Below are 19,213 nucleotides of genomic sequence, written 5' to 3'. Positions count from 1 at the left end.
AGGGCCATCGGTGAGGCTCCTTCTCGACGAGTACTTGGCGGTACACATCGAGAATCTCGCCGGTGGCCCCCTTCAGTCAGAGAGCCGCGCCGTCACCCCAAACCCCACCACTCCACGGGACGCTGTCGGTTCAGGTTCGCCGGCCTTCGGAAGTGGGGCGAAGGTGAAGGTTCCGGGATCAAGCGTGAAGGTTCCGGGGTCAGGCGAGAAAGTTGGGACGCACCGGGAGCGACAGCCGATCGGTGGCGAGCCGGGATGCTCGCCGGCGGGGTTCGCCGGACGAGGTTCAGGTTCGCCGGCCTTCGGTGGTGGGGCGAAGGTGAACGTTTCGGGATCAGGCGAGAAAGTTGACGCGGGGAGGGGGCAGGCGGGGAGGGGGCAGGCGAGGAAGTGGGGGCCGGGAGGGGGCGGGCGAGGACGTTGCGTCGCCAGGGGTCAGCGGCGGACGGCGACGAGGAGGCCGTCGCTCACCGGCAGCAGGGCGGTGACGAGCTCGTCGTGGTCGCGCAGGGTCTTGCCGAGGTCGCGCAGCGCCACCGTCGTCGCGTCCCGGGAGGCCGGGTCGGCGACCTGGTCGTGCCAGAGCATGTTGTCGACCGCGAGGATGCCGCCGGGCCGCAGCAGCCGGACCGCGTGCTCGACGTAGCCGGGGTAGCCGTCCTTGTCGGCGTCGACGAGGACCATGTCGTAGGCGCCATCGGTCATCCGGGGCAGCACGTCGCGCGCGGCACCGGTGATGACGCGGGTGCGCTGCGGGGCGTAGCCGGCGGAGGCGTAGGCCTCCCGGGCGGCCCGCTGGTGCTCGGCGGAGCGGTCGATCGTCGTGAGCACCCCGTCCTCGGGCATGCCGGCCAGCAGCCAGAGCCCGGACGTGCCGGCCCCGGTCCCGACCTCGACGACGTGCCGCGCCTGGACGGACGCGGCGAGCAGCCGCAGCACCGCGCCGGCCCCCGTGCCGACGGGCGTCGCGTGCCCGAACTCGACGCCGCGGCGCCGTGCGGCCTCGACGACCTCGGGCTCCGGCACGAACTCCTCGGCGTAGGACCAGCTCGCCGGCTTCAACCCGCTCATGCCGTCCACCCTACGGCGCCGAGGGCGATGTCCAGGGACCGGCGCGGCTCACAGGCGGCGTCCAGGGAGCCAGGGAACAATTCCCGGTCCGGACGCGTATCGATGGGTGACATGAGCATGGTGAGGGACGAGACGATGACGACACACGACACCGCCGCCGCGGGTGCCTGGGTGCCGCCGACGTGGGAGGAGATCGTCGAGCAGCACTCCGCCCGCGTCTACCGCCTCGCCTACCGCCTCACCGGTAACGTCCACGACGCCGAGGACCTCACCCAGGACGTCTTCGTCCGGGTGTTCCGCTCGCTGCACACCTACCAGCCGGGCACCTTCGAGGGCTGGCTGCACCGCATCACGACGAACGTCTTCCTCGACAAGATGCGCCGCAAGCAGCGGATCCGCTTCGACGCCCTCTCCGAGGAGTCCGCCGCCCGGCTGCCGAGCCGCGACCGGGGCCCCGAGCAGACCTTCGAGGACACCCACCTGGACGACGACGTGCAGCGGGCCCTGGACGCGCTGTCCCCGGACTTCCGCGCCGCCGTCGTCCTCTGCGACATCGAGGGCCTCTCCTACGAGGAGGTCGCCGCGACCCTCGGCATCAAGCTCGGCACGGTCCGCTCCCGCATCCACCGCGGCCGCGCCCAGCTGCGCGAGGCCCTGGCCCACCGCGCCCCCGCGCCGCGGCCCGTCACGACCACCCCGGGCCCGCGCCGTCCCGTCGTGCGCCGGCCCGCCGCGGGAGCCGTATGACCCTGCGCCGCCCCGTCCGCTGCTCCGGCACCGAGCTCTCCGAGTACGCCGCCGGGCGGCTCGGCGACGACCGCACCCGGGACTGGGACCGCCACCTCGTCGCGTGCGAGTGCTGCCGCCGCGAGGTCGCCGAGGAGCGGCGCCTCCGCGCCGCCCTGGCCGGCGGGCCGACCATGCCGGGTGACCTGCGGGTCACCCTCCTGGCCATGGCGCGGGACCTCGAGGACGTCCCGCTCGCGCCGGCCCCCCGAGGCCCGGAGCCCCTGCCGCTGCTCGCTCCCGGCGCCCCTGCGTGTCACCGCAGCCCGCTGCGCGCCACCGTCGTCGCCGCGGCGGCCGCGGGCGTGTCGGCGGCGGCCGCGTGGAGCCTCACCGTCGTCGGCGTCCCCGCCCCGCGGACCGGGGTGGTCTCCGGCCCCTCGCTCCCGGTCGTGTCCCCGGCCGCCGGCCGGCCCGGCACCTCGGCCTCCCTCGTCTCGGTGCGGTGGACCACCGGCACCTCTGCGACGCAGCGGTCGACCCGGCAGGCAGAATCCTCCCCATGAGCGATCGGCAGTCCGGGACCGGCGACTGGTTCCCGTGGGACCGCGGCCGCCGCGACGACGACGTTCCGGCCTCCGGCTCCCCGGCACCGGGACGCGACGACGGCGGCGACCGGCCGACCGACGCGGCACCCACCCAGCCCCTCTCGACGACGCCGTCGGCCGGCGGGTCGGCGGGCACGTCCGAGCCGACCTGGGCGCGGGACACCTCCGGCGCGACGAGCTCCTACCCGCCCATCAGCGGCTCCTGGTCGGCGATGCCGGTCGGCGGGCCCCCCGTGGACACCCCGAAGCCCGCCGACCGTGACTCCGGACGTCGCCGCGGCCCCGGCTGGGGCGCCCTCGTCGGCGCCACGGTCGCCGTCGGCCTGCTGGCCGGTATCGGCGGCGGGGTCATCGGCTCCTCGCTGACCGACGCCGGCGGCACCGGCGCCGCCGGCAGCCGGAACGCCCCCACCGCCGCCGCGCCGAGCCCCGGCGCGGGCGCCACCGCCCGGCCCGAGGGGTCGATCGCCAACATCGCCGCCACCGCGCTGCCGAGCGTCGTCACCCTCCGCGTCGAGGGGGCCGACGGCGATGCCACCGGCTCCGGCTGGGTCTACGACGACTCCGGGCACGTCGTGACCAACAACCACGTCGTCTCCGGCGTCGGTGACGACGGCGAGGTCACCATCGTCCTCTCCAACGGCAAGCGGGTGCAGGGCAAGGTCATCGGCACCGACTCCTCCTACGACCTCGCCGTCATCGAGGTCACCGGCGCCGACCTCGCCGCCCTGCCGCTCGGCCGGTCGGCCGACGTCGTCGTCGGCGACCAGGTCATCGCGGTCGGCGCCCCCCTGGGGCTGGACTCGACCGTGACCACGGGGATCGTCAGCGCGCTCGACCGGCCGGTGACGCCCGGCGGCGAGGACTCGCAGAGCTTCATCAACGCCATCCAGACCGACGCGGCCATCAACCCGGGCAACTCCGGGGGACCGCTGCTGGACATGTCCGGCAACGTCATCGGCGTGAACTCCGCCATCGCCGCCATCCCCGGCAGCTCGATCGGCGGCGGCCAGAGCGGCAACATCGGCGTCGGCTTCGCCATCCCGAGCGACCAGGTGGCGACGACCGTCGAGCAGCTCATCACCTCCGGCAAGGCCGTGCACCCGATCATCGGGGTGTACCTCGACAGCGAGTACGACGGCGAGGGCGTGAAGATCGCCGACACCGGCCCGAACGGCGACCCGGCCGTCAACCCCGACGGGCCGGCCGCGAAGGCGGGCCTGAAGGCAGGGGACGTCATCACCGCCTTCGAGGGTGCGCCCGTCTCCGACGGCGGAGAGCTCGTCGTGAAGATCCGCTCGCGCAAGGTCGGCGACTCGGTCACCCTGACCGTCCGGCGCGACGGCGGCGAGCAAGATGTCACCATGGTCCTCGAGGGCTCGGAGTGACCGGGCCGGGACGAGAACCGGAAGGGGGCTGAGCGCGTGGGCATCAACGGGTGGGAGTTCGTCCTGCTGGCGCTCATCGCCGTGTTCGTCCTCGGGCCGGACCGGATGCCGGAGTACGCGGCCAAGCTGGCCCGCGGCATCCGCAAGCTGCGGGTCATGGCCGAGGGGGCGAAGGACCAGCTGCGCGACCAGCTGGGCCCGGAGTACGAGGACATCAACTGGCGCCAGTACGACCCGCGCCAGTACGACCCGCGCCGGATCGTCCGCGAGGCGCTGCTGGACCCGCTCGACGACGCCGTGTCACCCGTCCGTGACGAGATCACCTCGGTGCGCTCGGCGGCACGGCTGCGGGACGGGGACGCGGCCTCGAACGGCGGTGCGGCCGTGGCCGCGGGCGCCGGGGCCGCGGCGGCCGGTGCCGTCACCGCGCGGACGTCGAGGTCGCGGGACGGCGAGATCGACGTCGCCGACGACGTGCCCGGCGGTCGTCCCTGGGGCGGGCCGCAGGCCTACGACCCCGGGCGCCCGGTGCCCTACGACGTCGAGGCCACCTGAGTCCTCCGACGGACCGGGTCCCCGGCGGACCCCGACGGGTTCAGCGCCCGACGGGTGACAGCCCCAGGGAGCGGCCCGCGAGCCCGCGCGAGCGCGTGGTCAGCCCCTTGGCGATGCCGTTGAGCGCGACCGCCGCCGGCGAGTCCGGCTCACCGAGGACGACGGGCATCCCCTGGTCGGCGCCGATCCGCAGCCGGGTGTCGAGCGGGATCTGACCCAGCAGCGGCACGTCGGCGCCGATCGAGCGGGACAGCGACTCCGCGACCTCCCGGCCGCCGCCGGAGCCGAAGATCTCCTCGCGCGAGCCGTCCGGCAGCTCGAGCCACGACATGTTCTCGATGACGCCGGCCAGGCGCTGGTGGGTCTGGAGGGCGATCGACCCGGCCCGCTCCGCGACCTCGGCGGCCGCCTGCTGCGGGGTGGTGACGACGAGGATCTCGGCGCCGGGGACGAGCTGGGCCACGGAGATGGCGATGTCGCCGGTGCCGGGCGGCAGGTCGAGCAGCAGGACGTCGAGGTCGCCCCAGAAGACGTCGGCGAGGAACTGCTGCAGCGCCCGGTGCAGCATCGGGCCGCGCCACACGACCGGCTGGTTGCCGGGGACGAACATGCCGATGGAGATGACCCGCACGTCGTGGCTCGTCGGCGGCATGATCATGTCGTCGACCTGGGTGGGCCGGTGCTCGACCCCGAGCATGCGGGGGATCGAGAAGCCGTAGATGTCGGCGTCGACGACCCCGACCGACAGGCCCTGGGCCGCCATCGACGCCGCGAGGTTGGCGGTGACCGAGGACTTGCCGACACCGCCCTTGCCGGACGCGACGGCGTAGACCCGGGTCAGCGAGCCGGGCTTGGCGAACGGGACCTCGCGCTCGGCGACCCCGCCGCGCAGCTGCTCCTTGAGGGCGCCGCGCTGCTCCTCGGTCATCACCCCGAGCGTGACGTCGACGGCGGTGACGCCCTCGACGCGCAGGAGCGCCTCGGTCGTGTCCTTGGTCAGGGTGTCCTTGAGCGGGCAGGCGGCGACGGTGAGGAGGATGGTGACGGCCACCCGGCCGTCGTCGTCGCACGCGAGGTCGCCGACCATCCCCAGCTCCGTGACGGGCTTGCGGATCTCGGGGTCGATGACCGTCCCGAGGGCGGTCTGGAGGGCGTCGGTGCTGACCTGCGGCATACCCGCGAGTCTAGGTCCGCGCGGAGCCGGCGCCGTCCTCGGCCCCGTCGGGCGCGGGGGCCTCCTTGACGACGGCGAGGCCGCGCTCCTCCATCTCGTCGAGCAGGTCGCGCAGCTCGCTGCGGACGAAGTCGCGGGTCGCGGTGTCGCGCATCGCGAGCCGCAGCGCGGCGACCTCGCGGGTGAGGAACTCGGTGTCGGCGAGGTTGCGCTCGTCGCGGGAGCGGTCCTGCTCCAGGGCCACCCGGTCGCGGTCGGCCTGGCGGTTCTGCGCGAGGAGGATGAGCGGCGCCGCGTAGGACGCCTGGAGGCTCAGCATGAGGGTGAGGAAGATGAAGGCGTAGGGGTCGAAGCGCAGGTCGCCCGGGGCGAGGGTGTTCCACAGCAGCCAGATCAGGACGAACAGCGTCATCCCGATGAGGAACGTGGCCGTCCCCATGAAGCGGGCGAACTTCTCGGAGAAGTCGCCGAAGGACTCCTCGGTGAGGGCGACCGGCAGGGTGAGCCGCCGGCGCCGGGCGTCCCGCGGCTGGTCGATGCGCGGGCGACGCTCAGCCACTGCCGACCTCCGCGCGGGGGAGCACGTCGTGGCGGTCCTCGCGCCAGTCGTCGGGGAGGATGTGGTCGAGCACGTCGTCGACCGTGACCGCGCCGAGCAGGTGCCCGTCCTCGTCGGCCACGGGCATCCCCACGAGGTCGTAGGTGGCGAGCATCCGGGTCACGTGCCCGAGCGAGGCCGTGGGCAGCACCGGCTCGACGTCCTTGTCGAGGATGCCGCCGACCGGGTTGTGCGGCGGCTCCCGGAGCAGCCGCTGGAGGTGGACGATGCCGAGGAACTTGCCGGTGGGGGTCTCCAGGGGCGGCCGGCAGACGAAGACGGTGCAGGCCAGCGCGGTCGAGAGCTCCTTGCGGCGCACGACGGCCAGGGCCTCGGCGATCGAGGCCTCGGGCCCGAGGATGACCGGCTCGGTCGTCATGAGCCCGCCGGCGGTGTTGTCCTCGTAGGTGAGGAGGCGGCGCAGGTCGGCGGCGTCGTCGGGCTGCATCTTCTGCAGCAGCTCCTCCTGCCGGTCGGCGGGCAGGTCCGACAGCAGGTCGGCGGCGTCGTCGGGCTCCATCGCCTCGAGGACGTCGGCGGCGCGCGAGACGTCGAGGCCGACGAGGATCTCGACCTGGTCGTCCTCGGGCAGCTCCTCGATGACGTCGGCCAGCCGCTCGTCGGTGAGGGCGGCGGCGACCTCGGCGCGGCGCTGGGGGCTGAGGTCGTGGATGACCTCGGCGAGGTCGGCGGGCTTGAGGTCCTCGTAGGTCTCCAGCAGCTTGGCGGCGCCCTGGCCCTCACTGGGGTCGCGCAGGCCCTTGACGTCCTCGACGTGCGCCACCTCGGTCTCGCCGCGGCGGCGCCCGAGCCGCCCGAGCCGGCTGGGGCGGGAGGCGGTGAGCTGCACCGCGACCCGCGCCACGGCCCACCCCCGCGGGCCGGACTGCTCGATACCGATGTCCTGGACGACGGCGGGCACGGTGTCGCCGGAGTCGGTGCGCACCTGGACCGGCCGCTCGAAGAGCTCGGCGACGACGAGGGTCTCGTTCGGGCGCTGCTCGAAGCGGCGCATGTTGACCAGGCCGGTCGTGATGACCTGGCCGCCCTCGACCGAGGTGACACGGGTCATCGGGACGAACACCCGGCGGCGGCCCGGGACCTCGACGACGAGGCCGATGGCGCGGGGCCGGGCCCGGGAGGCGCTGAAGGTGACGACGACGTCGCGGACGCGGCCCACCTTGTCGCCGAGCGGGTCGAAGACGTCCAGCTCGGACAGGCGGCCGACGAAGGCGCGGGTCGGCGTGCTCACGAGCGACAGGCTAGCCGTCGGTGCCGGTGGGCGGCCGCGTCACCGGTCCGTGTTGCGGCGGGCCCCGGCGCGCCCGCGCCAGTGCCAGGGGCGGCGACCGACGGTTGCGGGCGCGGCGGGACGGACCGGGGTGGCGCCGTCGCCGGTGTCGTGGTGGCCGGGTGACTCCAGGGCGGGGCCGTGCGGGCGCAGCGCGTGGACCGTCGCCCGTTCCCGCCAGCGTGCGACGACGTCGCCGGTCGCGTTGAGACGTTCCGGGCGCAGCACCTCGACGGCGGTGTCCCACGCGGGGCTGCCGGGGTCGAGGACCGTGGCCGTCGCCGGGACGGTGAGCAGCCGGCCGCCGCTGTCCTTGCTGCGCAGGACCAGCTCGACCTCGTCGGGCAGCCACGGCAGGTGCTGCTCGCCCGGACCGGAGACGACGTAGGCGCGCGGGCCGTCCCCGGGGTCGTGCCACACGTGCCAGACGGCGTGCGCGGTGCCCGGGCCGCCGTCGTCGCGGACGCGTACCCACAGAAGCCCCGACCTCGTCATCGCCTCGGCCAGCAGCCGCGCCGAGCCGTCCGGCAACGGGTCGCGGTCGGCGCCCGCCGGGTCGGCCCGGGGGAGCGGGGCCGTCGCGGCGTGCTCGTCCGGCGCGGGCGCACCCGCCGCGGCCCCGCCGTCCGAGCTCATGACGGCACTCTGGCACAGCGCGCCGGCGGGGGCGCCGGATGCGGGCGCCCCCGCCGGTGTCAGCGACCGTACGTGAGGGTGGCCCTCTGCAGCGCGGTGAAGGCCGGCTTGCGGCTCCAGTCGCGGCGGATCAAGCCGTAGCCGTCCTGCTGGACGTTGCCGAGGTCGGTGTCGCGGGCGGTGTACCAGAACAGGCCGGACACCCGCGGGTACTTGCGCGACACGAGGTCGAACATCTCGGTGACGTACTGGGCCTGCTGGGCGTCGGTGACGCCACGGTTCCAGTTCTCGACGCCGCTCCAGTTGGCGTGCGTCGACCAGCCGGCCTCGGTGAGCCAGACCCGCCTGGTGTCACCGTTGGCCGCGCTGACCCGCATCCACGTGGCCATGTTCGCCACGGTCCACTTGGTGCCGTCCCACGGCGCGAGCGGCGACTGGTCGGCGATCGCGGGGTAGGGGTGGAAGGCGCTCACGTCGTAGCTGCCCTTGACGCCGGCGTCGTACATCTTCTGCAGCCACGCGGTGTCGGAGTACTCCAGGCCGCCCATGACGACGATGCACCGCGGGTTCCCGGCCTTGATGGCGGGGTAGGCCTTCTTGAGCAGGTTCGTGTACGTCACCGGGTCGGTCGGGTTCCAGAACCGGGAGCCGTTCTGCTCGTTCCACACCTCGATGGCGCCGACCTTGCCGGCGTACCGGGCCGCGACCCACTTCGCGGCGCGCGCGTAGGCGTCGGGGTCGGGGTGGGCGGCCTTGCCGGTGCCCACCGTGGCCCACTCCGGCGCCCAGTACAGGGTGAGCAGCACCTTGAGGCCCTGGTCGGTGGCGTTCTGGATGGCGCGGTCGACCTTGGGGACCCCCCAGCCCATGTCGTAGGAGTTCGGGCCGCTGGGCTGCAGCGTCGCCCAGGCGACGTCGAGCCGGACCCAGCGCGAGCCGCTCTGCTTGATGGCGGCGGCCATCCGCTTCTGGTCGGCGTCGGACACGTTCTGCCACATCGCCGTGTACTGCACGCCGACCTTGAAGCGGCGCTCGGTCTTGGCGGCCGTCGTCGTGGCCCGCGTCGGCGTCGACGCCTGGAGCCGGGGGGCCGAGGCGAGTCGGGTCTGGGTCGTGGACGTGGACGGCGCCGAGCCGGCGGACCGGGCGGAGGCGGGGATGGATGCGAGGGGCAGGAGCAGGCAGAGCGACAGCGTCGCAGCCAGCCAGTGGATGGCCTTCATCGTGGTTCTTCCGGTTGGACCGACAGTCTGTGGCCCCTGCCCCGCCAGTCTCATCGGCACCGTGCGACTCACCAACCGAACCGGCCGGTGTCGTCCGTTCGGACGATGCGAAAGCGGCCGTCCGGCCGGGGGGGGGGGGGGGGGGGGGGGGGGGGCGGGGGGGGGGGGGCACCAACAAAACAGTGTGCCGCACCCCGCCCCCCCGCCCCCCCCCCCCCCCCCCCCCGCCCCCCCCCGCCCCCCCCCCCCCCCCCCCCCCCCCCCCCCCCCCGTCGGCGGGCGGCGTCCGTCACACCGTGAGGTCGCTCACGGGCCGGTGCACCACCCCGCTGCTAGCGTCCGCAGCGACCCTGCCGCCGCCCGTGAGGAGCCGCCTGTGCGCAGTGCCAAGGACTTCTTCGCCCCGCTCGCCGTCGGCGCCCCGACCCCGCTGCGCGAGGTCCCGGTGCGGCCGTCGCGGATGATCCACTTCTTCGACCCGAGCAACCCGAAGATGGCCGCGAAGGTCCCCGCGCTCGTCGGGGAGGTCGACGTCCTCCTCGGCAACCTCGAGGACGCCGTCAAGGCCGAGAACAAGGAGGCCGCGCGGCAGGGGCTCGTCGACATCGCCCGGGCCACCGACCTGGGGGAGCACACCCAGCTGTGGACCCGGGTCAACGCCCTGGACAGCCCGTGGGCCCTGGACGACCTCACGACGCTCGTCACCGAGATCGGCGACCGGCTCGACGTCGTCATGGTCCCCAAGGTGCAGGGGCCCGAGGACATCCACTACGTCGACCGGCTGCTCGCCCAGCTCGAGGCGAGGGCCGGCCTCACCCGCCCGGTGCTCGTCCACGCCATCCTCGAGACCGCCCGGGGCATGGCGAACGTCGAGGCCATCGCCGGCGCGAGCCCGCGGATGCAGGGCATCAGCCTGGGCCCGGCCGACCTCGCCGCCGACCGCCGGATGAAGACGACCCGGGTGGGCGGCGGGCACCCGGGCTACCTCGTGCGCCGCGACCCGGTGGACGGCGACGTCGGCGGGGACCGCCCGACCTACCAGCAGGACCTCTGGCACTACACGATCGCCCGGATGGTCGACGCCTGCGCGATGCACGGGATCCTCCCGTACTACGGCCCGTTCGGGGACATCGCCGACGTCGTCGCCTGCGAGGACCAGTTCCGCAACGCCTTCCTCCTCGGCTGCGTCGGCGCCTGGACGCTGCACCCGCGCCAGATCGACGTCGCCCGCAGCGTGTTCAGCCCCAGCGCCGAGGACGTCGCGCACGCCTGGCGGGTCAAGGAGGCGATGGGCGACGGCACCGGCGCCGTCATGCTCGACGGGAGGATGGAGGACGACGCCAGCCTCAAGCAGTGCCTCGTCGTCCTCGAGCTCGCCGAGCGGCTGGCCGCGACCGATCCCGCGCTCGCCGAGCTGTACGGAGCGGGGGAGCGGGCGTGAGCGCGGCGTACGTCCCGCGGCGGTCGGTGCTCTACATGCCGGCCAGCAACGCCCGCGCCCTGGAGAAGGCGAAGGACCTGCCGGTCGACGGCCTCATCCTCGACCTCGAGGACGCCGTCGGTCCCGCCGACAAGGCCACCGCCCGCGAGCAGGCGTGCGCCGCCGCGGCGTCGGGGGAGTACGGCCACCGCGAGGTGACGATCCGCGTCAACGCCCTCGGCACCGAGTGGCACGACGCCGACCTCGCCGCCGCCTGCGCCGCGGGACCGGACGGCGTCGTCGTACCCAAGGTGGGGTCGGCGCGCGAGGTGCGCGGCCTCGTCGAGGCCCTGGAGCGGCACGGCGCACCGGACCGCACCCGGCTGTGGGCCATGGTCGAGACGCCACGGGCGGTGCTCGACGCCCGGGAGATCGCCGCGGCCTCGGACCGGCTGGCCGTGCTCGTCCTCGGCACCAACGACCTCGTCAAGGAGCTCGGGGCGCGCTTCGTGCCGGGGCGGGCGCCACTGCTCACCGCCCTGTCGACCGTCGTGCTCGCCGCCCGGGCGGCCGGGGTCGCCGTCCTCGACGGGGTCTTCAACGACACCCGCGACGCCGAGGGCCTCGTGGCCGAGTGCCGGCAGGGCCGCGACTGGGGCTGCGACGGCAAGACCCTCATCCACCCCGCGCAGGTCGACCCCTGCAACACCGCCTTCGCGCCGTCGGAGGAGGAGGTGCAGGACGCCCGCGCCCTCCTCGCCGCCTGGGAGGAGGGCGCCGGACGGGGCGTCGTCACCCACGAGGGGCGGATGGTCGAGAACCTCCACGTCGAGGTCGCGCGTCGCGTCCTCGCCGTCGACGAGGCGGTGCGCGCCCGGGGCTGAGCCGCCGCGTCGACCGCCCGTGACCTGCGGATCCTTGCGCAACGATGCGGTCACGAAAGGTGAGTCGGTTTGCGTGTGCCCGCGGGATGGCGTGTGGTGGAGGGACGCCCGAGCATTCGACGAGGGAGGCGCGCACGATGACGAGGACCCCACGGACGGCCGCGCTCGCCGTCCTCGCCCTCGCGGCGACCACCGCGCTGGCCGGCTGCTCGCAGGTCGAGCAGTGGACCGAAGCCGACGAGACCGCGCCACCGGCCGCCGCCGGAGGGGTGGGGGCGGCCCCGGCCGCGCCGGCCGCCGCGCCACCGGTCGGCGTCACCGCCCCCGCGCGCCCCACCCCGACCCCCTCGGGCAGCTCCTCCGCCACCGGCGCGGAGCCGGACGCCGCCTCGACCCCCCTCGTCACCGCCGTCCCCGTCCCGCCCCCGCCGCCGAGGAAGACGGCGAAGGAGAAGCGGGCCGAGCGCCAGGCGGCCGCCCGCGCGGCGGCGGCCGAGAAGGAGGCGGCTCGCGAGGCGGCCGCGAAGAAGGCCCGCACGCTCGGTGACGTCACGCTGCGCTACGGGGACTCCGGGCGTGACGTGCGGGCCCTCCAGTACCGCCTCACCGACCTCGGCTTCTGGCTCTCCCACCGCGACAGCAGCTTCGGCCAGCTGACCCAGCAGGCCGTCTACGCCTTCCAGAAGTCGGCCGGCCTCACGCCCGACGGCGTCGTCGGCCCCAAGACGCGCAGGGCCCTCGAACGGGGGGTCACCCCGAAGGCGCGGCTCGAGGGCACCGGCGTCGAGATCGACCTGAGCAGGCAGGTGCTCATGCTCGTGCGCGGCGGAACGGTCTGGCGCACGCTCAACACCTCGACCGGAAGTGGCGAGCAGTACGAGTCCAACGGCCACACCTCGACGGCGTACACGCCCACCGGCACCTTCTCGGTCTTCCGCGACGTCGACGGGCAGGACGACAGCGACCTCGGCGAGCTGTGGCGGCCGAAGTACTTCCACCGCGGGTGGGCGGTGCACGGGTCGCCGAGCATCCCGCCGTACCCGGCGTCCCACGGCTGCGCCCGCCTCAGCGACGCCGCCATCGACATGATCTGGGACCGCGGGGCCATGTCGATCGGCACCACCGTCCTCGTCCACGACTGAGGTCGCCGCTCGCGGACCCCGTCGGCGACGGACGGCTCTCGCCGGCCGGTCAGCCGCGCCGGGCCTGCGCGTCGTCGTACGCCTGCCGGGCCGCGTGCCACGGCCCGCGCCGGCCGGCCAGCTGCGGCACGAGGGGGACGAGGTCGGCCGAGAACGCCGTGCTCGCCTCGCGCGGCAGCAGCGAGGGCAGGTTGTCGATGGCGACGACGTCCAGCGGCGGGTCCTCCGCCACCCGGCGCACCGGCTCCGCCCACGAGGTGACGGCCGTGTTCACCGGGATGAGGTTGTGGACGGAGGTGACGAGGCAGGTGACGTCGGCGACGACGCGCAGCCGCCGGCCGGGGTCGGCGGCGTCGTCCGGGCCCACGAACGGCGGTCGGGGCTCGCGCGACAGGACGCAGTTGACGAGCAGGTCGTGGGCGCGCAGGGAGCCCCGGTCCAGGTCGGCGGTCTCGGCGACGTCCCACGCGGTGGCCTGCACCCCGGCGACGGTCAGGGCCTCGTGCGCGCCCCGGCCGCTGCGCCCGAGCGCCCCGACGACGAGCCCGCGCAGGTCGCGCGCGCCGGCGGCGACGAGCAGGGCGTCGAGCTCGGCCCGCTCCAACGGCTGCAGCGGCGCGGACAGCCGGCCGCGGGCGGCCAGCACCCCGAGGGCGGCGCCGACGTACCCGGCCCAGAAGCCGAAGGCGATGACCCGGCGGCCGTCGACGGTGAGGTACTCCAGGTCCAGGAGCTCGCCCCCGCCGTCGGCGAAGCGGCGGAGGAGGTCCTCGGCGCCGTCCTGGCCCTTGTAGGCATGCCCGAAGAACACGTGGGTGTGGCGCAGCGGGTCCGGCTGCGCGGGCAGCTCCTTGATGCCGAGGACGAGCGCGTCCGCCGGGGCGTCCGGCCACGACCCCGCCGGCGCGACGTCGCAGCCGCCGGTGCGGTAGGCCTCGACGTCGAAGACCCGCTGGGGCGACTCCTCGACCGTCACCCGCACGCCGTCCGCGACGAGCCGGGCGGCGTCGCTGGGCACCAACGGGGCCCGGCGCTCGGTGTCGCGCGTCTCGTGCCGCATCCACAGGTGCAGGTGTCGCATGCGCAGCATTGTGGCCGGGCGACCATGGGCGAGGTGACCCGGGGGCTCGGGCCAGGCGTTCGGGGCGTGGGCCTGGCGTGCGGGCGTCGGGTCTCAGGCCGGGCGCCGGGCGCGCAGCAGGTGCCGGGTGGAGTGCGCCACGACCGGGGTGCCCGTGCGCATCCGGGCGTCGAGCCGCCGCAGGACCTCCTCGTCGCGCTCGACGTCGAACCCCGGGACCCACCAGGGGCACTTGCGCAGCAGCCACACGACCGCGCCGACGTCGTGGATCTCGGCGCGGCAGCGCGCGGTCCGGACCTCGACGACCTCGAGCCCGGCGGACTCGGCCTCGGCCGACTCCCGCTCGGGGGAGCGCCCGCGACGCTGCTCGGGTGTGACCTCGACGAACTCCTCGATGAGGGCGAACATCGACCCCGGGCCGACGTGCTGGGCCAGGTACTCCCCGCCGGGCCGCAGGACGCGCGAGATCTCGGCCCAGGGCGGCCGCACGGGGTGGCGGGCGGAGACGAGGTCGACGGACGCGTCCGGCAGGGGCAGCGGGTCGCCCGGTGCGACGTCGAGGACCTGCACGCCGCGCTGCCCGAGCAGGGTGCGCGCCCGCTCGGCGTTCGGGGGCCAGCCCTCGGTGACGACCGTGTGCGCAGGCAGGACCGGGGCCTCGCCGACCACCTCGCCGCCGCCGGTGTCGAGGTCGAGGGCGCTGTCCACCTCGGCCAGCCGGGCGGCCAGCAACCGCGCGTACCCCCACGGCGGTCGCTCCTCGGTGGCGCGGCCGTCGAGCCAGCCGAAGCCCCAGCCGGTGACGTCGGCGCGCAGGGCCTCCGCGACGAGCTCGTCGTAGGGGCGCACCGCGGTCACTCGCCGGGGTAGGAGACCCCGACCTGGCGGCGCACCTCGTCCATGACGGTCATGACGCGGCGGGTCGCGTCCCACGGCATCGCGTCGGTCTCGGTCCGCCCCTCGGCGACGGCCCGCGCGACCGCAGCGATCTCGTACCGGAAGCCGTGGTCGTCGTGCTCGGGCACGAACTCGTCGAGCAGGGTGCCGTCGGGTCCGACGAGCCGGACCGTCGTCGCGGCGCTGTAGAAGTAGCCGGGACCGGAGAGCTCCAGCCGGCCGGCGCTCCCGGCGACGAGCGCGTGGCAGGGGGTCGAGGCCGCCATGGTCGAGGTCATCCGCGCCAGCGCCGAGCTCGAGCGCCCCGTGACCCCGATCGTGGCGTCGACACCCTCGTCGGTGAGGATCCCGCGGGCGGCGACGTCATCGAGCCGGCCGAGGACGTGGTCGGCGAACGAGACCGGGTAGACGCCGAGGTCCAGCAGCGAGCCGCCGGCCAGCGCCGGGTCGGCGAGCCGCTGCGGCCCGTCCGGCCACAGGTGCTGGCCGTGGTCGGCCTGGACGAGGGCGAGCTCGCCGAGCGTCCCGGCGTCGACGGTGCGGCGCACGACGTCGTACTGCGGGAGGTAGCGGCTCCACATCGCCTCGGCGACGAGCACGCCGGCCGCGCGGGCGGCGTCGAGGACCTCGTCGGTCTCGGCGAGGCTGCGGGCGAAGGACTTCTCGACCAGGACGTGCTTGCCGGCGGCGACGGCGAGGAGGGCGTGCTCCCGGTGCTCGCTGTGCGGGGTCGCGACGTAGACGGCCTCGACGGCGTCGTCGGCGACGAGGGCCTCGTAGGACCCGTGGCTGCGGGCGACGCCGTGCTCGTCGGCGAACGCGCCCGCCCGCTCGGCCGAGCGCGACCCGACGGCGACGACCTCCGCGCGGGTGCCGGCCCGGGCGGCGGCGGCGAAGGTGTGCGCGATGCCGCCGGGGCCCAGCACGCCCCAGCGCAGCGGCGGGGCGTCCGCGGGCTCCGGGACTGCGGGTGCGGCGAGGGCGGGGGTCGTCGGGGGCATGACCGGAACCCTATGCGCTCGCCGCGGCGTCGGTCCGGGCCCGCAGCCACTCCAGCTGCGGGCCGCCGTGGCTGCGCCAGTAGTCACCGGTGTGGGCGCCGGGGTCGACGGTGAGCCCGGCGCTCGGGAGGGCCGCCGCGAAAGCGCGGTTGGCGGCGACGAAGGGGTCGTCGGCGCCGCAGTCCAGCCGCACCGGGAGGCGGGCGAGGGTCGCGAGGCGCCGCCGGGCGAAGACGTCGTGGGCCAGGAAGTCCTCGCGGTCGTCGAAGGCCCCCGGCGCGGAGAGGCCGGGGTCGGTCCAGAGCGCGGCGCTCTCGGCGACGACGGCGACGACCCGGTCCGGGCCGAGACGGCTCGCGAGCAGCAGCGACCCGTAGCCGCCCATCGACCAGCCGAGCAGCGAGACGCGGTCGGTCTCGCCGTACTCGCGGGCGAGGAGCGGCAGGAAGTCCTCGAGCACCATGGCGCCGGAGTCCGTGCCGTCCGCGCGGGCGTGCCAGTAGCCGTCCCCGCCGTCGACCGCGGCGACGGCCAGGCCCGTGGCGGCGACGTGGTCCTGGAGGTGGAGGGTGTCCAGCGTCGACCGGGCGCTGCCGCCCTTGCCGTGCAGGACGACGACGGGGGCGCGCCGGACGTCCGCGTCGTCGGGGGCGGCGAGCACCCAGGCGAGGTCGCGGCCCGGGAGGTGCGCCGAGCGCAGCGTGCCCGAGCTCACGGTGACGCCCGGCGGGTCGTCGGTGCCGCAGCCGGTGAGCCCGGTGACGAACGCCGCCAGACCCCCGGCGAGGACGGCACGCCGCCGCGGTCGGGTCATGCCGACCAGGCTAGGTGCCGGGCGTCCCCGGGGGTCCCCGGCGAGGCCGGGAGGCCGGCGACCGGACCGGTCAGAACCGGGCGGTCGCCGCGGCGACGAGGTCCGCCACGAGCTCCCCGGGGTCGACATCGAGGCCCTTGCGGACGAACCACGTCGCCATCGTCGTCGCGTCGCGCTCGAGGAACTCGAACCCCTGGGGGTTGCCGATGACGTCGACGATCTGCGGCCAGTCGATGACGACGAGCCGTCCGTCGTGGACGAGCACGTTGTACGGGCTGAGGTCGCCGTGGGTCCAGCCGTGGTGGGCGAGGGTGAGCATCGTCGCGCGGGCCTGCTCGAACAGGTCGGCCAGCAGGTCCGGGTCCGGCCGGGTCTGCACGAGCCGGGGCGCGGCGACGGGGGTCTCGCCGGAGGTGCCCCCGACGAACTCCATGAGCATCTCGGACTCGTCGAGCTGCACGGGGTAGGGCACCGGCAGCCCGAGCGTCCAGAGCTTCCCGAGGGCGTCGAACTCGGCCGCCGCCCACTGCCCGGCGATCATCTGCTTGCCGAAGTCGGTGCGGCGGGCCATGGCCCGCGCCTCGCGGGACTTGCGGACCCGCCGGCCCTCGAGGTAGCCGGAGTCGCGGTGGAAGAGACGGTGCTCGCCGCTGCGGTAGCGCTTGGCGGCCATCGTCACCGTGCGGCCGGTGCCCGGCACCCAGCGGCGCAGGACGTGGACGTCCGCCTCCTTGCCGGTCTTGAGGACGCCGAGGTCGGCGTCGACGGCTCCGAGTGCGGTGATGACCCAGTCGGGTCGGGGCTTGGGCCCCCGGGTGGCGCCGTCCCAGGAGGACCAGCGCTCACCCTCGGGCGGGGCGTCGGGGGAGGTGTCGGTGGAGAAGGATGCCTGTTTCTCCGGCAGGTGGAACGGCAGGTGTGCCAACGGAGTGGCCTTTCGCGAAGGGGAGGTGGGGGGCCGCGGGACGGCCCGGGACGGTCGTGGACATCTCGGCCTCCTCCTTCGCTGCTGCGGGCGCGCGGACACGCGCTCGGGGATCGGGACCCAGGGTGGCGCACGGGCGCGGTCCGGTGCCACGCATTTACCGCGTGGTCCGGGGGCGTCGGGCCGCCCGCCCGTGGCCGGTCAGGGCCGGCGCTGCAGCCGGGCGCGCACCGGCACGGTCGGGAAGAGGGTGATGAGCGAGTCCACCGGGACGTGGTCGGTCTCCAGCAGCGAGGTCACCCGGCGCTCGCGCAGCACGTGCGCCAGGGCCAGGACGGCCTCGACGAGCGCGAAGTGCTGCCCGATGCAGGCCCGCGGGCCCCCGCCGAAGGGCATCCAGGCGTACCGGTGCCGTCGGGGCACGCCGGGGGCGAAGCGCGAGGGGTCGAAAACGAGTGGGTCGGTCCAGAACTCGGGGTGGCGGTGGATGTTCCACGGGGCGAGGACCACCGTGACGCCGGGCCGGACCGGGTGACCCATCACCGTGTCGTCGCGGACGACGAGGCGGCTCGTGAAGGGCGCCGACGGGTAGAGGCGCATCGTCTCCTCGACCACGGCCCGGGTCATCGGCAGGTCCGCGGCGACGGCCGACGCGGGGCGCTCGACGGCCAGGGCGCCCCTCGCCTCGGCGCGCACGGCGTCCTGGACCTCCCGGTGCCGGCCGAGCAGGTGGAGCGCGAAGGTCAGTGCGGTCGCCGTCGTCTCGTGGCCGGCGAGGAGGAACACGAGCACCTGGTCGCGGACCTCGGCGTCGGTGAGGCCGGCGTCCCCGTCGCGGGCGGCGAGCAGACGGCTCAGCAGGTCGGTGCCCCCGGTCGCGCCCGAGGCGCGGCGCGCGGCGATGATCTCCTCGCACACCCCGAACAGCTCGGAGCGGCCACGGCGGCCGCGCACCACCCGCGGCGTCGGCACCGTCGGCGGCAGCCGGAGGACCCCGACCCCGCGGCGCACCACGGTGTCGGCGACGACGGGGAAGGAGCGGCGTACCCGGGCGACGACGTCCTCCTCGGCCGCGCCGAACAGGGCCCGGACGACGACCCGCAGCGTGAGCCGCTGCATCCACGCCCCGAGGTCGACGACGTCCTCACCGGTGGCGTCCTGCTCGGCGACGACGGCGGCGATCTCCTCGCCCATGAGGTCGGCGTACCCGTCGACCGCCTGCTTGGTGAACACCGGCTGGACGAAGCGCTTCTGCCGGGTCCACTCCTCGCCCTCGGCGGTGAGGATCCCGTGCCCGAGCCAGTACCCGGTCTCGGTGTAGACGGGGTCGCGCTTGACGAACGAGGCGGCCGAGCTGCCGGACAGCACCCGGGCGGCGGCGTCGGGATGGCCGAGCAGCCAGACCTCACGGTCGAACCCCGGCGGACCGAGGACGGTGCGCACGACGTCGCCGCGCCGCCGCCAGACGTCCTCGACGTAGCCGACGAGGTTGCGGCGCATGGCCAGGACGGGCCGGTACCGGCCTCCGACGACGGGCAGGGGGGCGGGCGTGGTGGGTGCGGTGACGGAGGTCACGCGCCCCATCCTGGGGGAGATCCCCCGTGCTGTCGATGGCCCGGACGGGCCGTGGGAGGGCTCACACGGCGACGACGTTCCTGCGGTCGCACGCCCCCGGCATACTCGCGGACAGTGACCGACACCCACGACGAAGGCGGCGACGACGCGTGTCCCGACTCCAGACCACCGACGGCCTCACCGAGGACCAGCAGGACCTCCTGA

Annotated in this window: 19 protein-coding genes; 7 read left to right on the top strand and 12 right to left on the bottom strand. The window is 75.1% G+C overall.

Annotated features, from left to right (window positions below; all coding sequences use genetic code 11):
- Window positions 1-435 precede the first annotated feature (435 nt).
- Window positions 436-1,071: an O-methyltransferase gene (locus EPD83_RS17510; protein WP_165566938.1), complete on the bottom strand. Its 636-nt coding sequence runs from the start codon at window positions 1,069-1,071 to the stop codon at window positions 436-438.
- Window positions 1,072-1,098: 27 nt separating this feature from the next.
- Here EPD83_RS17510 and sigE point away from each other — a divergent pair, with 27 nt between their 5' ends.
- From sigE to EPD83_RS17490, 4 genes are read left to right on the top strand one after another with little or no spacing between them, the layout of a single operon-like run.
- A complete protein-coding gene (gene sigE, locus EPD83_RS17505) occupies window positions 1,099-1,818 on the top strand; it encodes an RNA polymerase sigma factor SigE (protein ID WP_128367806.1) in 720 nt (239 codons plus the stop codon).
- The gene (locus EPD83_RS17500; RefSeq protein ID WP_165566937.1) at window positions 1,815-2,363 is read left to right on the top strand and encodes an anti-sigma factor family protein; all 549 of its coding nucleotides are present in this window, start codon (window positions 1,815-1,817) and stop codon (window positions 2,361-2,363) included. Before sigE ends, EPD83_RS17500 begins: the two co-directional genes overlap by 4 nt.
- Window positions 2,360-3,793, top strand: coding sequence for a S1C family serine protease (locus EPD83_RS17495; protein WP_205859588.1), 1,434 nt, complete (start codon window positions 2,360-2,362; stop codon window positions 3,791-3,793). Before EPD83_RS17500 ends, EPD83_RS17495 begins: the two co-directional genes overlap by 4 nt.
- A 36-nt stretch (window positions 3,794-3,829) precedes the next feature.
- The gene (locus EPD83_RS17490; RefSeq protein WP_165566936.1) at window positions 3,830-4,348 is read left to right on the top strand and encodes a Sec-independent protein translocase family protein; all 519 of its coding nucleotides are present in this window, start codon (window positions 3,830-3,832) and stop codon (window positions 4,346-4,348) included.
- 40 nt (window positions 4,349-4,388) lie between these two features.
- Here EPD83_RS17490 and EPD83_RS17485 read toward each other — a convergent pair whose 3' ends face one another.
- From EPD83_RS17485 to EPD83_RS17465, 5 genes are read right to left on the bottom strand one after another with little or no spacing between them, the layout of a single operon-like run.
- Entirely contained in the window at window positions 4,389-5,522 is a 1,134-nt protein-coding gene (locus EPD83_RS17485; RefSeq protein WP_165566935.1) for an Mrp/NBP35 family ATP-binding protein, read from the bottom strand.
- A 10-nt stretch (window positions 5,523-5,532) separates the two neighbouring features.
- Window positions 5,533-6,081, bottom strand: coding sequence for a DUF1003 domain-containing protein (locus EPD83_RS17480; protein WP_128367959.1), 549 nt, complete (start codon window positions 6,079-6,081; stop codon window positions 5,533-5,535).
- Window positions 6,074-7,372, bottom strand: a complete 1,299-nt coding sequence (locus EPD83_RS17475; protein WP_128367960.1) for a magnesium transporter MgtE N-terminal domain-containing protein — start codon at window positions 7,370-7,372, stop codon at window positions 6,074-6,076. Before EPD83_RS17475 ends, EPD83_RS17480 begins: the two co-directional genes overlap by 8 nt.
- A gap of 39 nt (window positions 7,373-7,411) precedes the next feature.
- Window positions 7,412-8,047 (bottom strand): hypothetical protein, encoded by a 636-nt coding sequence (locus tag EPD83_RS17470; protein ID WP_205859587.1) that lies wholly within the window; start codon window positions 8,045-8,047, stop codon window positions 7,412-7,414.
- A 59-nt stretch (window positions 8,048-8,106) separates the two neighbouring features.
- A complete protein-coding gene (locus EPD83_RS17465) occupies window positions 8,107-9,270 on the bottom strand; it encodes a cellulase family glycosylhydrolase (RefSeq protein ID WP_164896647.1) in 1,164 nt (387 codons plus the stop codon).
- Between the two features lie 376 nt (window positions 9,271-9,646).
- On the opposite strand from EPD83_RS17465, the gene EPD83_RS17455 reads away from it, so the two are divergent.
- The 3 genes from EPD83_RS17455 to EPD83_RS20465 all read left to right on the top strand — a co-directional run bounded on the left by EPD83_RS17455 (window position 9,647) and on the right by EPD83_RS20465 (window position 12,716).
- Complete coding sequence (locus EPD83_RS17455; RefSeq protein ID WP_128367907.1) at window positions 9,647-10,711, top strand: HpcH/HpaI aldolase/citrate lyase family protein; 1,065 nt, start codon at window positions 9,647-9,649, stop codon at window positions 10,709-10,711.
- Complete coding sequence (locus tag EPD83_RS17450) at window positions 10,708-11,574, top strand: HpcH/HpaI aldolase/citrate lyase family protein (RefSeq protein WP_268951211.1); 867 nt, start codon at window positions 10,708-10,710, stop codon at window positions 11,572-11,574. The genes EPD83_RS17455 and EPD83_RS17450 overlap by 4 nt, the downstream gene beginning before the upstream one ends.
- Window positions 11,575-11,711: 137 nt before the next feature.
- Entirely contained in the window at window positions 11,712-12,716 is a 1,005-nt protein-coding gene (locus EPD83_RS20465) for a L,D-transpeptidase family protein (RefSeq protein WP_205859586.1), read from the top strand.
- Window positions 12,717-12,765: 49 nt separating this feature from the next.
- Here the strand turns inward: EPD83_RS20465 and EPD83_RS17440 are convergent, their stop codons facing one another.
- The 6 genes from EPD83_RS17440 to EPD83_RS17415 all read right to left on the bottom strand — a co-directional run bounded on the left by EPD83_RS17440 (window position 12,766) and on the right by EPD83_RS17415 (window position 19,009).
- Window positions 12,766-13,797 carry a saccharopine dehydrogenase gene (locus EPD83_RS17440; protein ID WP_128367227.1) on the bottom strand — a complete coding sequence of 344 codons (1,032 nt, stop codon included), beginning with the start codon at window positions 13,795-13,797 and terminating at the stop codon, window positions 12,766-12,768.
- Window positions 13,798-13,890: 93 nt separating this feature from the next.
- Window positions 13,891-14,646, bottom strand: coding sequence for a methyltransferase domain-containing protein (locus tag EPD83_RS17435; RefSeq protein ID WP_128367228.1), 756 nt, complete (start codon window positions 14,644-14,646; stop codon window positions 13,891-13,893).
- A gap of 5 nt (window positions 14,647-14,651) precedes the next feature.
- The gene (locus EPD83_RS17430; protein WP_165566934.1) at window positions 14,652-15,695 is read right to left on the bottom strand and encodes a Gfo/Idh/MocA family protein; all 1,044 of its coding nucleotides are present in this window, start codon (window positions 15,693-15,695) and stop codon (window positions 14,652-14,654) included.
- A gap of 10 nt (window positions 15,696-15,705) precedes the next feature.
- A complete protein-coding gene (locus tag EPD83_RS17425; protein ID WP_165566933.1) occupies window positions 15,706-16,509 on the bottom strand; it encodes an alpha/beta hydrolase-fold protein in 804 nt (267 codons plus the stop codon).
- Window positions 16,510-16,579: 70 nt separating this feature from the next.
- Complete coding sequence (locus EPD83_RS17420) at window positions 16,580-17,434, bottom strand: serine protein kinase RIO (RefSeq protein ID WP_165566932.1); 855 nt, start codon at window positions 17,432-17,434, stop codon at window positions 16,580-16,582.
- A gap of 201 nt (window positions 17,435-17,635) precedes the next feature.
- A complete protein-coding gene (locus EPD83_RS17415) occupies window positions 17,636-19,009 on the bottom strand; it encodes a cytochrome P450 (RefSeq protein ID WP_165566931.1) in 1,374 nt (457 codons plus the stop codon).
- Between the last annotated feature and the right edge of the window lie 204 nt (window positions 19,010-19,213).

The organism is Phycicoccus flavus, from assembly GCF_004025965.2.
Taxonomy (GTDB): Bacteria; Actinomycetota; Actinomycetes; order Actinomycetales; family Dermatophilaceae; genus Phycicoccus; species Phycicoccus flavus.
This window is presented reverse-complemented; position numbering and strand designations above follow the sequence as displayed.